The sequence below is a fragment of the Paenibacillus whitsoniae genome (genome assembly GCF_003955665.1).
Taxonomy (GTDB): Bacteria; Bacillota; Bacilli; order Paenibacillales; family NBRC-103111; genus Paenibacillus_E; species Paenibacillus_E whitsoniae.
In genome coordinates this window covers 18452-33283 of record NZ_RXHU01000062.1, presented here as the reverse complement: position 1 = coordinate 33283, position 14832 = coordinate 18452, and the positions used below count along the sequence as shown (strand labels likewise).

Sequence of the window (14832 nt, the reverse complement as noted above, 5' to 3'; positions counted from 1 at the left end):
CTCCTCATTCAAATTTAGAAACAATATCACGTGGTATAGGCCCAAGATCACTGCCTCGCAGGAAATCACCTAGTGTCGTACCTTTTGAATCATTATCTATATGGGGTGCCCCAAAATCATCTTTTAAATCTTTATGTTTTACAACACGAAAATCTATACTGAAACGTGTAAAACCAGCTTGGTTTGGAACTGTCCCATGAAGATGCGAAGCAGAAAATGCCACCATTTCTGCGGCACTACAGCTAAATCTCATTTCATCACTAATAGCAATTTCCTCACTTGGCAATGGATGCTTGCGAGTATCTGTTTTAATTTGAGAAATAGCCAAGTTTCGACCGACCTCAACCCACTCTTTATAACTAAACTCTGATGAAGTATTCGCGATTTTTTCATTCCAATATTTAGGATAAAATGCAAGCCCATTCTTCGAGGTAATATCAAATACTGGAAGCCAATAATTCACTTGTTGCACTGGACTACCATACCAAGTGTCACGGTGTGGCTTATAGGCATAACCGACTCCTGAACTCAAGTAATTATCATGTGTGACAATTCGTAGCCGCGGTACATCAAAATAAGTTTCTGTTAGATCGTAATCAAGTTCTTCCATTATGCCTTTTACTAATTCTTTAGTACGAGGACTATTGGTGAATTTTGATTTCAGGGGTCCAACGATTTTCACAAATTCCTCCACCGTCATTGCTTCCTGAGCTTTCAATGGATTCAGCTCGCCAAAAACTTCTGCTATCAACTCTCTTGCGTATTCTACTAATAGCAAGGCGCTTCTCTTATTAGTAAACACTAATAAATCACCAGCATAGAGTTTATTATGAATTTCTTCGCTGCTTACTGTTGGATTAATATATAGATTCATTCCATTTTCCCCTTTTTTAACCAGGATGATGGCCAATGTGTAATATTCTCCGTCAATTCACTCTCATTAAAAGGCCAACTTGGTTGCGATAATTGATACTGAGGATATTTTTCTAGAAACTCTTCAACTGCACTAACCGGGTTATCCTGTTTCCAATCGCCTTCTCCACGAGGAGTATCATATAAATCTTTCATAATCCCATCTGTAACCACAATATACGATCCCTCTGAAACCAGCTCATGATAAGCTTCTAGCTCTTTTGCAACATGATCCTTAGAATGATTAGAATCAAGTACAACTAGAATTTTTTCACCATTTTTAATTAGTGACTTAACTTGACTTAGTGTTGCTTCTTGTACAGAATCGCCTTCTACCAACGAAATGTAGGAGGCTAGTTCATGACTTTCAATCTCTTTACGATTGTTCGGGCGTATTTCAATATCAACGCCAATGATTCTTCCCTGGTTCATCGCTTTACACAAGGTCGCATAAAAAATCAGAGATCCGCCATGTGCTACTCCTGTTTCAACAATAACATCAGGCTTTAATTCGTAAATAACCTCTTGAATACGTATCATATCTTCTGGAAGTTGAATTACAGGCCTTCCCATCCATGAAAATGTGTAGCTATATTTCTCATTCCATCCTACTTTTACCCAAAGTTCGGAAATGATTTCGAATGCTTCTTTAGAATAGAGAGGCCTTTCAATTAATTGATGTTCTGATTGTTCAATGAGCAATCTTTTCTCAGTATCAATGGTTATTCTCATTGTGGGTCTCCAATTCAATCAAATTTACTTTTATATTGTGCTGTTGTAATAAACTTGCTATCTCATCCCTGTAATTCAAATTCATTACAACCACATCAGAAATATTATAGTATTCCAACTCTGTAACACCGACAATCGGATGTCCTGTCCCAGGCAAATACTTCCCTTGCTTGGCGGGATTAATATCCACAATGCAACTTATTAGTTTACACTCTGGATCTAACAAATTCGCGATGGTGACACCTTTGGCACCTGCACCCCAAACAGCAATACTTCCTTGTAGTTCCATTGTTTGAAGCGTAGTTTTCCATTTATTTGTTATTACAAATTCATTCTGAGTAAACCTTTCAGCCAACTGATACGTTCTTTTTGAATCATCTACTGAAACCGTATCCTTGACATCCCCTAAAGTCGCTTCCATCCATAAATACTGTCCATTGAATATATGGGTAATTCTTTCAGCCTGAAAGCCAGCCCTTTCAAAAGCGGTTGTTAAAGAACTCTTCGTAAAATACGAACAATGTTCATAGAAAAAATCCCAATAAACTTGATTTTCCAATATCCAGTCTACGCAAGGAGTTTCAAAGAACAACTTCGTATTTGCACTTGAAATTAGGGCTTGTCGAACAGTACTTAACAACTGAACAGGAGTTTCTACGTGTTCGATAACATGCCTACATATCACTATATCGGCGTTAATATGAGCATAGTTTGCATCATAAAATTCTTTTATGAAAGTCAGTCTACCATCATTGTAAGTGCTATCCCCTTCATAGCTAGGGTCAAAACCAAAACCTTTAACATTCGGGTTAGTTTGTACAATACGCTTAAGAAAATCACCCTTGCCACAACCAATTTCGATCACTGTGCAGTCTGTATCACCTACTTCTTCGGATATACGCTGAACAAGACCATTGACATATTGCTCGAAAAAAGGGGAATATGTTTGAGAATTATTATATTCGGAACTATAGTTCATCTTCGCAAGGTCGAAATCAGTATTAAATACAAATCCACATGATGTACAAACATATAAAGACAGATCGCCACGGTTTATACTTTGTGCACTCTTTTGACTCTTCATAAGTAAGTTTTGGTGTACAGGAACTTCCAATCTTCTTAGGAAACATTTTGTTTCAAGTGAGTTACATATTGGGCACTGAGGGATAGAGTTCATGTTTCCTCCTAAGACAACTGACTTTTCCACCAGTTAATTGTATTTTCCAAACCATCAGAAAGCGAAACCGTAGGAGTCCACCCCGTTTCGTGAGTAATCCTTTGATTGCTTCCAACTATAAAATAAGGTTCATTTAGAGGTGATTTAATAGCTCCAAACTTGACCAGATCTTCCCTGTTTAACTTTGCAGCAATCCCCATAATAATATCACTTATTTTTATAGGCTGACCTGAGGAGATATTTACCGTCCCCTGGAGCTCACTGTTAAGTATAGAGATGAAAGCATTCGCCACATCGCTAACATGTAAAAAATCCCTAAGTTGTTCCCCGTGTGTGCATTGTGCTTCCTGACTCTTTAATAGCGAAGTTATTACGGAGGAAACTAGCTTATCGGGATGCTCGTAAGGGCCGTATAAGAAAAAAATCCTTCCCCATGCATAGCTTAAGTTTACCTGCTTGGAATATGATTCTAGAATACCCTGAAGATAATTCTTACAGGCTGCATAAGGAGATGTATAGCATAAAGGTGTTATAGCTTCTTGTAAATAACCTTGTACCCAATCATACTCAGCGCAACTTCCTGCAACAACAACCCGCCGTCCGCCTGATCTATAGAATTCTTGAACCAAATGAATACTGGCTTGCAACCACTCAAAGTTCTCCAATGAGGACCAATACATTTTGGGCTTTGTATACCATGCTAAATGTAGTAAATGTGTCGGCCTAACTTCATTCATCAATGAAACTACTTGCATGCGATCCATTAGATCAATTCGATGGTGTTGCATATTCGACTGATCACTATGTTGAACTAAATCTCTAGTAGTCCCATGAACCTCATACTCTGAATTAGCTAACTGAAGTAAAACATTCTTGCCAATAAAACCGTTTGCCCCAGTCACCAATATTCTTTTCATAACAGATACTCCGAATAACTTCTATCTTTGGCTGATATGACATGTCCATGTTCCCCAGGCCACTCAATCCCAAAGGCCGGATCATCCCACCGTGCACCTCTCGCACATTCAGGATCATAAAACTCACTCATCTGATAAAACACCTCTGTTTCATCCTGAAGCGTCTGAAACCCATGAGCAAATCCCTCTGGAACATACAGCATCGTTCTATTGTCCGCGGTTAATTCAACTGAAACCCACTTCTTATATGTCTTAGACTCGGGGCGCAAATCGATAATGACATCGTAAATAGCACCTCTGGTGCATCTCACCAACTTAGCTTCCTCATGAGGGGCTACCTGATAGTGCATTCCTCTTAATGTTCCTTTTTTCTTATTGTAGGAGATATTGCACTGAACAAGATTCGGATTCATTCCCCGTTGCTTAAACTCTTCTCGGCACCAGGATCTGGCGAAGAAACCGCGATCATCCTCTATCTTGTCCAATTCAATGATGTAAGCATCCTTTAATCTAGTTTCTGTGAATAGCAGTTAAAACACCTCCACTTCAGGGACCGGTACGACAAATCGTCCTCCCCACTCATAAATGTGTTTCATCTGTTTACTAATCTCATCCTTGAGATTCCATGGCAAAATTAGAATATAATCTGGTTTTGTCTCTGCGATTTTGATCGGATCATAGATTGGAATACGTGTGCCTGGTAGAAATAATCCTTGCTTGTGAGGACTGCGATCTACTGTATAGTCGATAAAATCCATACCAACTCCACAATAGTTCAAAAGCGTGTTTCCTTTTGCGGGAGCTCCATACCCGACTATGGTTTTGCCCTCATTTTTAGCTGTGATGAAAAACTCCAGAATCGCACGCTTCGTTGCTTTCACATTCTCTGAAAAAGCTGTATATCTTGATAGATCATACATTCCGAAAGACTCTTCCTTTTTCAACATATTCTCTACCCTGCTACTTACCGGATGTTCTCCGGACTCCTTATGTTGAGCGTAAATACGTATAGAGCCCCCGTGAGTCGGCAACTCCTGGACATCGAATACGGTTAATTTTTTTGAGGCGAAGATCTTCATAACAGTAATTAGTGAAAAATAAGAAAAGTGCTCGTGATATATGGTATCAAATTGATTTTCCGACATAAGCCGAAGAAGATGAGGAAACTCCATGGTAATAATACCATTTGGTTTAAGCGCTAAAGACATACCTTCCACAAAATCATGAAGATCCGGTACATGAGCCAAAACGTTATTGCCAATCAACAAATCCGCTTGCTTACCCATTGATGCTAGCTCAGACGCCGCCTTCCTCCCAAAAAAATTAACGTACGTTTCAATCCCCTTCTCCTTAGCAACTTTAGCTACGTTAGCTGCCGGTTCAACTCCTAGAACAGGTATATTCAACTCTTTGAAATATTGCAGTAAATATCCATCGTTGCTAGCTACTTCAATTACCAGAGATTCGCTAGTTAATTCATAATCAGAAGTAATCTCGCTCACATATTGCTTCATGTGCTCAAGCCAGCTATCGGAGTATGAGCTAAAATATGCATAGTCACTAAAAATATGCTCAGCTGATTCAAATTTCTCCAATTGAACCAAAAAGCATTCTCCGCACACATAGGCATGCAAAGGATAGAAACTTTCTTTTTTATCTAAAGAACCCTGATGCAAATAGGAATTCGATAAAGGTGTCATACCAAGATCAACACAAGTTACTGTAAGCGCCGCGTCGCAGAAGCGACATTTTCTATCTTCCATCAGGATCTGCTCCTTAGCTCAGAACTACTACACTTTTCATACTTTACTATTTGCTCCAGCGTAACGTGATGCATATTTTCTTGTTGCAAGTATTGACGATGCCAATCAACAATCCACTTCAAGGATTCATCTAGTGTAAGACGTGGTTTCCAATTCAAAAGGAAATGCGCTTTGGTACTATCTAATTTAAGTGTCATTGCTTCATGAGGGTTTTCAAGCGTATCATAAATTACCTTGCTGCGACTTTGTCCCCAGAACTGAACCAGCTTACTCGCTACATTAACTACAGCAGTCTCCGCAGATGGTGATGGCCCAAAATTCCAAGCACCGGATAGATCTTTATTCTCCCACACCTTCTCGGCCAACAGTAAGTATCCTCCTAAGGCTTCGAGCACATGCTGCCATGGACGAATTGCATTTGGATTCCGTAAGACGATATTCCTATTCTCAGATAAGGCATTTAATATATCAGGAATGAGCCGGTCTGCCGCCCAGTCTCCTCCACCAATAACATTCCCTGCTCTCGCAGATGCGATTGCTATATCTCTGTTTCCTTTATCAAAAAATGACTTATGGTACGCCGATGTCACTAGTTCTGAACAGCCCTTGCTCGAACTATAAGGATCATGCCCACCCATAGGATCCGTCTCTCTATACGGCCAAATCCATTCTTTGTTTTCATAACATTTATCACTTGTTACATTAATTAAAACTCGAACATGATCTTGAAGCCTAGCAGCTTCCATTATGGAAACCGTGCCCATAATATTCGTAGAAAATGTAGTTACAGGATCTGTATAAGAAGGCCTGACTAGGGATTGCGCTGCCAAGTGGAAGATAATTTCAGGTTTTAATTCGCTTACAGCCTTTACTACGCGATCTGTATCACGAACATCCCCAAACGTATATGCCATACTCTGATCCAAGCGAAGTAGTTTAAATAGACTAGGGTTCTTTGGTTCTAGAGCAAACCCAAACACTTCTGCTCCTAAATGAGTTAGCCATAGGGATAGCCAACTTCCTTTGAAGCCTGTATTACCTGTAATAAGCACTCTCTTTCCTTGCCAGAATTGCTGTCTCATACTTATACCCATACCTTCCACGGCGCCGCTCCTGTTTCCCACATTTCTTCCAACTTCACCCTGTCTCTCAGCGTGTCCATTGGCTGCCAGAAGCTATTATGGCGATAGGCCGAAAGCTGCGAATTTTGGGCTAATCTTTCTATGGGCTCCTGCTCCCACACGGTTTCGTCGCCTTTGATATAATTTAGCGCCTGTGGCTCTAGAATAAAAAAGCCTCCATTGACCCAGGCCCCATCACCTTGCGGTTTTTCATCAAAGGATGTCACTAAGTGTTGATTGAGATCCAATGCTCCAAAACGCCCCGCAGGTTGTACCGCCGTTACAGTCGCAAGAGTTTGTCGACTTTGATGAAATTTAATCAACTCCGCAATGTTAATATCACTTACACCATCACCATAAGTAAAACAAAACGGCTCATTTCCAATATAGGATTGAATTCGCTTAAGTCTTCCTCCAGTCATCGTATGTTCTCCAGTGTCCACAAGGGTCACTTTCCACTGTTCTGCATTATTTTGATGAACTTCCATTGTATTCTTCAATAAATCAAACGTCACGTCAGACATGTGCAAAAAATAGTTAGCGAAATACTCCTTAATCAAATACCCTTTATAACCTAAGCAGATAATAAATTCATTAATACCGTAATGAGAATATATCTTCATGATATGCCATAGGATCGGCCTTCCACCAATTTCAATCATGGGTTTTGGTTTAAGATGGGTTTCTTCACTAATTCTAGTACCAAGGCCTCCAGCAAGAATTACAGCTTTCATATCCATTATCTCCCTATATTAGCTTTTCAGACAGTAACCATTCACCCAGAACATCTTTACCAATGTAAGCATCCGTTTCTATTGAAGGCATCGCCAACGTTCTAACCGCTTCGCTGTACTCATGATCAGTAAAATGCGAAGGAATAATGTACATCTCAGATGTCTCCAACGAGCCCCTTACTTCGTCATCAGACATGAGTTCCTCATACATCTTCTCACCAGGTCGTAAGCCAATTTCCTTAATTTCAACCTGTTCAGTGATACCGTATTTCTCTGATACTTTCTCGATCATGACCTCCGCTAAATCCTTCAGGTTGATGACAGGCATCTTCAGCACGAATACCTCTCCTCCCTTAGCTAACTCATTCGCTTTAAGCATAAGTGAGATCGCTTGAGTAGGAGTCATCATGTATCTTTTCATCTTCAGGTCTGTTACCGTAATACAACGGTCTTCTAATATTTGCTTTTTAAAAAGAGGAATGACCGAGCCGCGGGAACTCATCACATTACCAAACCGAACCGATGAAAACACCGTTTGTTTTGGCCCCTTCTGATACTCCGCGGCAGAAATCAATCTTTCGGAAGTTAGCTTAGTTGCTCCGTAAGTGTTTGTCGGAGAAATCGCTTTATCAGTGCTTGTGAAAAGCACTTTTTTCACCTTTGCAGCAATTGCTGCTTGAATGACATTTTGTGTGCCCAGTACATTCGTTTTCACAGCTTCAAACGGGTTATACTCACATGCTGGCACGTGCTTCATCGCAGCCAGGTGAAATACGTAATCAATATCTTCCATTGCGCGCAGCAATCTAACCTCATCACGAATATCGCCGATTAAATAGCGGATGTTTGTAAATTCTTTGAACTCCTGCTGCATTTCATACTGCTTATGCTCGTCGCGGCTATAAATACGCACAACTGTAGGGCTGTAAGTAAGAATCGTTTTCAGTAAATGTCGCCCAATGGTGCCTGTTCCACCGGTAATTAGTATTTTCTTTTGTGTATACATATAAAATACGGCCCCACTTCTAATTAATAACGGCACTTTCAGGACTCAGGCATTCTGTACAGCTTGTCGTGCATTTAAATACAAGGGTTCTATCATTGATAAATCCTGCCGGATATCATAGACAACCTTGCCAATTTTCTCAATAATTTTCGTTGTTTTAACCAACATATCCGGTTCATGAACAATAGCATCGAACTGTTTGATAAGCCACTCAAGCTGAAGCATATTCATAGGCTTTAAAACCGTTTTGTAATACTCATTTCTTTGAAAAATCTCGAATGCGGTATCGAACTTATGGGAAAGCTTGAATGCCTTTTTGCTGTTTTTTTGCTTAACACTACGGTTCATTTCGCTCAATAGTCTAACAACCTCATCCACTTGTTGCAAAAAATCTATATACTTCTCATCTAAAAACTCAAATTGTTTTCTCATGTAATCACGGTCATAAGTAGGCTCCTTACTTACATACCAATTTCCATCAGTAATATCTTGTTGCTGCAAATGCTGCCCTATCACATCTTTAAGATTCATAAATTGTGTTCCTTGTATCTTAGCACCACCCTGCGTGGTATTAATAATCATTCTATCTGTGTAATTCTTCAAGTGGAACTCCATGTCCAAGCGTATAGTGTTAAAAGACCAGTCCGTTTGAATAAGATTTCCAAAGACATCTTCAACCTGAAAAGCAGCATCGATATCTCCTTGTAAAAGCTGAGAACCGCGCTCTCCATATTGGATGCCACTCGCATAGTAGCTGTTATTCCGGAATCCCAGGTTCTGACCCACCATAATAATCGGATTACAGCCTAATCGATAAAATAACTGTAGCGCTACAACAGCAATAGATGGAGCATCCTCAAGTTTCTCAAAAGCAGTACCGTCCGGCCTTCTGAGAAGAATATCCGCAACGGGATCTTTATCAGTAAAGAACGATAGCATCGGCCCTGGGTAGTCCTTGAGCGTTCCAGCCCCTACCGTGGACCCGTAGATAAGTGGAATGCTCTCTATCTTCTCTTCGATTACTTTCTTAATAACATTTACATTGTGAAAATGCGGATCGTAGGTGCAAGCTCCGTCTGGAATAATCCCATTGTGCAGAAGGGATGAAATGGCTGACCCTACTGCAAAGATGTAGGCCGATTTGCTTTCTTTAATATAACGCAAATTTTCGATTTCTTCATTTAAGGAAGGTCCAGCAGCTACGATAATAACAGGCTTTCCTTCAAAAACCATTTTTTTATCGAAAATATTGCCTGCTTGAATCGTATACTTAAAGTTATCTAAGCTATTAATGATCCATTTTTTTTCGAAGGCATGTCTAATCTGAAACAACTTTCGTGCTTCTTGGAGACAATGCTGCATGCTCTCAGAGAAAAATTTATAGGCTTTTCCATAAGCACGCTCGTAACTCGGCAAACTAATGATCGTAACTTGTCCGTTAGTTTGGGTTACAAAATCTTGTACATCGCCTCTGCATTGTTGCGCATTGCTTTCCACATAAATATATCTGAGCATCTTCCAGCTTTTCAGATTTTGATGCGTAATAAAGGCCTGAAACACCTCAACATCCGGCTCATAAATTGAAAAGGGTACTGAAGGAAAATGCTTTACAAAGCATTCGATATGATACCCGAGTCCAACACCATAAAAAAGCACATGATTGTGCTCACTATTAACATATTGGTCGATAAACTTTTCAGCCTCATGCACCGGATTATACTTACTATGTAAATAATCAATATGAGCAGAATGATTAATTGCTAATGTAGGATGCCCCGACTTTGTTTCTATAACCTGAACAGTATCGTTACTCCCATTTAGAACGATTCTACTTATAAGATAGGGATACTTGGCTTTTAGTAACACTATATTATCAGTAAGTTTCATTGAACAACCTCATGTTTAATGATTGTTGAAACCAGGTTATGCAATTCTTCTAATTTAGGTAATACTTCGTAATTCATTATATCTCCAACTGCCACAGGGTCTTTGTCACTTAAAGCATCATTAAGCGCCTGCAATTCACGTGATATTCCGCTCATCACCTGCTCAACATCTTTCCAGACCGCATACGAGGAAGCCCCTGCTTGAGCTAATGTCTCATACACTTGAAAAATCCACAAAATAGCCTCAGTTAGCTGTGGCAGTTCCCCCCACGGCTGTTGTTCAATCGATCTATAAAAGCGATCCGCTAACTCTTTCATGAACGGCACCGAACGATTCAGATACTGCTCCCAACTCATTACGACTTCATTTAATTGGGAGTTATTATGGTTATTTGGCATAGAGCACCTCTTCAATATATGTCCTGTATGATGTAGTCTTATACAATATTATCGGTTTTTGTCGAAGAAATATAAAGAGGGAATAACAAGAAAAGACTGGGCTGAAAAGCCCAGTCTCGAAAAAATTATAGATATTAACGCAGCAGTTGCAGAACGCCTTGTGGCTGTTGGTTCGCTTGAGCCAACATTGCTTGAGCAGCTTGGGAAAGGATGTTGGATTTTGTGAAATCCATCATTTCTTTTGCCATATCTACGTCACGAATACGGGACTCAGCAGCTGTCAAGTTCTCGGAAGCTGTTTGCAAGTTGTTGATTGTGTGCTCCAAACGGTTTTGAACAGCACCCATTTTGGAACGTTGGGAAGATACGTTTTTGATCGCAGAATCAAGTGTATCAAGAGCTTGAGAAGCAGATGTAGCGCTGCCAATATCTACGCCCGAGATGCCCAGAGCTGCGGATCTCATATCGCCAATACCAAAGCTGATTGTTTGACCACGGTTTGCACCGATTTGGAATGTAACGCCACCGCCACTGGAGCTCTCAGTTTGAGCTTGGCTCAATCCTAGGTTTTGTACATCTGTAGTACCTGTACGATCGCTGAAAGTAATTGGACCTGAGTTACTAAGAACTTCTAGACGACCATCTTTTGTCGCATTAACAACAACTTCGTCAATGTAGCCTTTTTGACCTGCTGTAACGCCGTTAGCAGTGTTACGAGCGTCAACTGCAGTCTTGATAGCAGCTTGAAGGTTGGCAGCAACAGTGGCCATATCATCACCAGCTGTAGCTACTGGCATTGTCACTTGAAGTTGTTGGCCTCCAATTTGCATATCAACAGCGACGCCTGCAGTTGTGGTGCCATTGTATTTTGTGGAGCCTGTAGTAGCAGTAGCACCAATTGCGTTTGTCAGAACACCGTTTGTCACCGATGTTGTAGTTGTAATTTTGGAATCAATGCCTTCAGAACCGCTTTTCAGGTTCAAATGGCCAGTGGAATCAACATAGCCTGTGATGTGAGCCACATTGGAACCAGATTTGTCAATTGCTTCATTAATTTTGCTTACGATCAGATCAGCTGCCGCGTTGCGAGAAGCGGAGCTTGTTGTCATACCACTCAGAATCCCTTTCTCTGCAGTAGAGAGGTTTTGCCAGTCGATCTTGATATCAGTACCGTCAATGGAGATGGTTTCTTGTTGGAACACAGTGCTGGAAGCATTTTGGTTAATTACAGCAGCACCTGTAGATAGTGCGCCAGACAATTTCGCAATAACTGCACTTGTTGTTGCGTCAGCAGCTACGTTCGCGCCACCAGCAGACTTCAAGTTACCATTCAGCAACTTTTGAGTATTGAACTCAGTTGTGTTACCGATACGGTCGATTTCGTCTTTCAGCTGTTTAACTTCTTCTTGCAGAGCTGCACGGTCGTCAGCTGTGTTTGTTCCGTTTGCGGATTGGTCAGCCAATTCGCGCATACGTTGGAGGATGGAGTGAGTTTCGTTCAACGCACCCTCAGCTGTTTGGATCAAGGAGATACCGTCTTGAGCATTCTTAGCAGCCATGTCCAAGCCGCGGATTTGTGCTCTCATTTTTTCGGAGATTGCCAAACCTGCTGCGTCGTCGCCAGCACGGTTGATGCGAAGACCGGAAGACAATTTCTCAAGGGATTTGCTTGCTGCTGCAGTGTTACCAGTCAATTGACGGTGAGTGTTCGCTGCTGCGATGTTGTGATTAATTCTCATTTTTCTTCCTCCTGAAGGTTCGTTTAATCCACGTCCATGTGGATTGTTTTGTAGACTTAGGCAGGTCGGCCGCCCTGCGCAAAGTCCCATTGATAACTATATCGTCATGCGAAGAACGAAAGTTTATAGCGAAAACAAAAAAAATGTCGACCGGCTGTCGACACTTTTCCTTATTTCGGCTTATGTATTAATTTGCTTAGGTTTAGCGGACTGATCGAATTCGTGAGCGCTTCTTTATTGGATTCCTGAATTTGCTGATACAGCTCTTTGCGGTACACTTCGACATGCTTAGGCGCACGGATCCCGACTCGAACGTTGTCGCCGTCGCCCCCCAAAATCACAACTTCAATTTGATCGCCGATCATAATGGATTCGCCTTTTTTTCTTGCCAATACCAGCATCCTCTCACCCCTCCGCCTGTGTGGTCTCGATCATCTCGCCTATCGCAATTTCATATTTGGTGGAATAATCCGAATCGTGTAAAATAATTTGCTTCGCCAAGTTTCTCCTAACATTCCACACCATCGGCGCGAGCAGGTTCAGACTAAACTTGGTGTAGTCTTTATTTACGGTGACAACCGCCAGGACAGCAACATCCTCAGCCTGCTCAATTTGCAATTCATTTTGCAGCGTATCAGGCAGCGTGAGATCGTATTCTTTTACAAAGAGGAAAGGATCTGTCACCAGCAGAGAAACACCCGCTTCTTCTGTGGATTGCAAATAAGAAAAGGGCGCGCTTTCTTCCGATTGGATCCATGTAAACTTCGTTAAAGTCTCAAAACCAGGCAATCCTTGTCCGAACGTAATCACATCTTCCTCTCGAACATCGACTTCACCAAAAAATAAAGTAGCAACCTTCATCCCTTACCGTCCTTTCGACCCGTGATGTGATCAATAAAAAAAGCCATAGAACGCATCTATAGCCTGATTATACCCCATTATGATTTGAAATCAATTTGCGGCGGTGTAATTTCAACTTTAGGGTATTGCCGCATGTAGATATCGAGCTTACCGCGATTATACTCAATTTCCGGAGGATTGACCCTCGCATTCACATTAACTTTGCCGTCTACAACGTTAATTTCCGCTTTATTCGCGGTGTACGTGATATCTACGTTGTCGTAACTGGCTTCGCCGTAGTAATCAAACTGTGGACGACTGATGCTCAGCTCCTTCGCAATCTCGGCAATCGGATTGCCGCCAAGATGGATCGCCCACATGCGATTTCCGTCTTCGACACGACGCGCAATGCCCTGCATGGCAATCTCATGACACTGCGAGTAAATGCGGCTCATCGCCTGTAAAATTGGCCCCTGCCCCAGCGCATCCCATGCTTTGCTTTGGTCAATATCAAGATCGCCCCGCGGCTGACGAATATCCTGCTTGGGCCGCTCTACCTGCATCTCATAAGTTGGACGAGGCTGCTTGATATCCTGGGTGCCTAAATCAGCGTCAATGCCAATCAGGGCCGGCTGCTGGCTTATTTGTATTTGGGGGATACTCGGCATCACAGCCGCCTCCTACTCATTTCGATTAGCGTAGAAAATCGACTAACGTTGGAACGATTACTTTGGAGCCTGCGGATAGAGATGCCTGGTAGACGTTCTCTTCCATTTTCAGGTTCGTTATGACAAGCGACATGTCGGCGTCTTCCGTTTTGGACTGTAAGTTCTGCAAGTTAATACCGATATCGCTCAAACGATCTTCCGCCAGTTGGACACGGTTGGTTTTTGCACCGACGTCTGATCTAGCACCTAATACAACGCTCATCCGCTCGTCCATTAAGCCAATCGACTTTTGAATACCAGCAGAATCTCCAGACCCCAAAGCAGCCGACAAATCCTTGAGAATTTGAAATACATTATTCGTTGTACCAGACGTACCAAAAATTTGTTCCGCTGTCTTATTCATCGCAATCTGAACGCCAGCGCCAATCTCGAACTTGATCTCACCATTATCCGTGACTGCATTGGCCGCATTATCCGCATCTGGGAAAGGTGCTTTATCCGTAATCTGCCCGTTAAAAACATATTTGCCGTTAAACTGGCTGTTTCCGATGTTGACCATCTGACCGTACAACTGGTCAATCTCCGTTTTCATCGCATTCAGTGAATCCTCGGAATTTGTACCATTCGCAGCCGCTACCGCTAGCTCCCGTGCACGCTGCATCACACTACCAGTCTGATCCAGCATCGTATCCGTATAATCAAGGAACGATACGGTCGCATCGACGTTTCTTTTATACTGATCATTCGTATCCAATTCGCTGCGATACCGCATCGAAAAACTGATCCCGACCGGATCATCCGAAGGCTTATTAATTCTGCGTCCAGTCGACAGCTGATCCTGGAGCCCCTCCATGCGCGTCATATTCCCGTTCAAGTTGCGAAGCAATTGTGTATTGAGCATGCCCTGTGTAACCCGTAACGCCATGATTCTTCACCTC

General features: G+C 41.8%; 16 protein-coding genes. All 16 read right to left on the bottom strand.

The genetic code is table 11. From position 1 onward, the window contains the following. Window positions 1-4: 4 nt before the first annotated feature. Window positions 5-910: a hypothetical protein gene (locus EJQ19_RS19895; RefSeq protein ID WP_126142988.1), complete on the bottom strand. Its 906-nt coding sequence runs from the start codon at window positions 908-910 to the stop codon at window positions 5-7. Then, window positions 871-1644 carry a cephalosporin hydroxylase family protein gene (locus EJQ19_RS19890; RefSeq protein WP_126142987.1) on the bottom strand — a complete coding sequence of 258 codons (774 nt, stop codon included), beginning with the start codon at window positions 1642-1644 and terminating at the stop codon, window positions 871-873. The genes EJQ19_RS19895 and EJQ19_RS19890 overlap by 40 nt, the downstream gene beginning before the upstream one ends. Next, window positions 1628-2821 (bottom strand): class I SAM-dependent methyltransferase, encoded by a 1194-nt coding sequence (locus EJQ19_RS19885; RefSeq protein WP_126142986.1) that lies wholly within the window; start codon window positions 2819-2821, stop codon window positions 1628-1630. The genes EJQ19_RS19890 and EJQ19_RS19885 overlap by 17 nt, the downstream gene beginning before the upstream one ends. 8 nt (window positions 2822-2829) lie before the next feature. Further along, window positions 2830-3738, bottom strand: coding sequence for an NAD-dependent epimerase/dehydratase family protein (locus EJQ19_RS19880; protein ID WP_126142985.1), 909 nt, complete (start codon window positions 3736-3738; stop codon window positions 2830-2832). After that, window positions 3735-4268 (bottom strand): dTDP-4-dehydrorhamnose 3,5-epimerase, encoded by a 534-nt coding sequence (rfbC, locus tag EJQ19_RS19875; RefSeq protein ID WP_126142984.1) that lies wholly within the window; start codon window positions 4266-4268, stop codon window positions 3735-3737. The genes EJQ19_RS19880 and rfbC overlap by 4 nt, the downstream gene beginning before the upstream one ends. Then, complete coding sequence (locus EJQ19_RS19870) at window positions 4269-5501, bottom strand: class I SAM-dependent methyltransferase (protein ID WP_126142983.1); 1233 nt, start codon at window positions 5499-5501, stop codon at window positions 4269-4271. It abuts the gene before it with no gap. Beyond that, window positions 5501-6595 (bottom strand): CDP-glucose 4,6-dehydratase, encoded by a 1095-nt coding sequence (rfbG, locus tag EJQ19_RS19865; protein ID WP_241243006.1) that lies wholly within the window; start codon window positions 6593-6595, stop codon window positions 5501-5503. Before rfbG ends, EJQ19_RS19870 begins: the two co-directional genes overlap by 1 nt. Then, window positions 6586-7356, bottom strand: a complete 771-nt coding sequence (gene rfbF, locus EJQ19_RS19860) for a glucose-1-phosphate cytidylyltransferase (protein WP_126142982.1) — start codon at window positions 7354-7356, stop codon at window positions 6586-6588. The genes rfbG and rfbF overlap by 10 nt, the downstream gene beginning before the upstream one ends. 13 nt (window positions 7357-7369) lie before the next feature. Further along, entirely contained in the window at window positions 7370-8362 is a 993-nt protein-coding gene (locus EJQ19_RS19855) for a polysaccharide biosynthesis protein (RefSeq protein WP_126142981.1), read from the bottom strand. Between the two features lie 45 nt (window positions 8363-8407). Continuing rightward, window positions 8408-10249 carry a motility associated factor glycosyltransferase family protein gene (locus EJQ19_RS19850; protein ID WP_126142980.1) on the bottom strand — a complete coding sequence of 614 codons (1842 nt, stop codon included), beginning with the start codon at window positions 10247-10249 and terminating at the stop codon, window positions 8408-8410. Further along, complete coding sequence (locus EJQ19_RS19845) at window positions 10246-10647, bottom strand: hypothetical protein (protein WP_126142979.1); 402 nt, start codon at window positions 10645-10647, stop codon at window positions 10246-10248. Before EJQ19_RS19845 ends, EJQ19_RS19850 begins: the two co-directional genes overlap by 4 nt. A 134-nt stretch (window positions 10648-10781) precedes the next feature. Next, the gene (locus tag EJQ19_RS32895; RefSeq protein ID WP_126142978.1) at window positions 10782-12386 is read right to left on the bottom strand and encodes a flagellin N-terminal helical domain-containing protein; all 1605 of its coding nucleotides are present in this window, start codon (window positions 12384-12386) and stop codon (window positions 10782-10784) included. A gap of 170 nt (window positions 12387-12556) precedes the next feature. Continuing rightward, entirely contained in the window at window positions 12557-12787 is a 231-nt protein-coding gene (gene csrA / locus EJQ19_RS19835) for a carbon storage regulator CsrA (RefSeq protein WP_126142977.1), read from the bottom strand. 4 nt (window positions 12788-12791) lie between these two features. Continuing rightward, complete coding sequence (gene fliW / locus EJQ19_RS19830; protein WP_126142976.1) at window positions 12792-13247, bottom strand: flagellar assembly protein FliW; 456 nt, start codon at window positions 13245-13247, stop codon at window positions 12792-12794. A gap of 77 nt (window positions 13248-13324) precedes the next feature. Continuing rightward, window positions 13325-13894 carry a DUF6470 family protein gene (locus EJQ19_RS19825; protein WP_126142975.1) on the bottom strand — a complete coding sequence of 190 codons (570 nt, stop codon included), beginning with the start codon at window positions 13892-13894 and terminating at the stop codon, window positions 13325-13327. A gap of 25 nt (window positions 13895-13919) precedes the next feature. Further along, window positions 13920-14819: a flagellar hook-associated protein FlgL gene (gene flgL, locus EJQ19_RS19820; protein ID WP_126142974.1), complete on the bottom strand. Its 900-nt coding sequence runs from the start codon at window positions 14817-14819 to the stop codon at window positions 13920-13922. Between the last annotated feature and the right edge of the window lie 13 nt (window positions 14820-14832).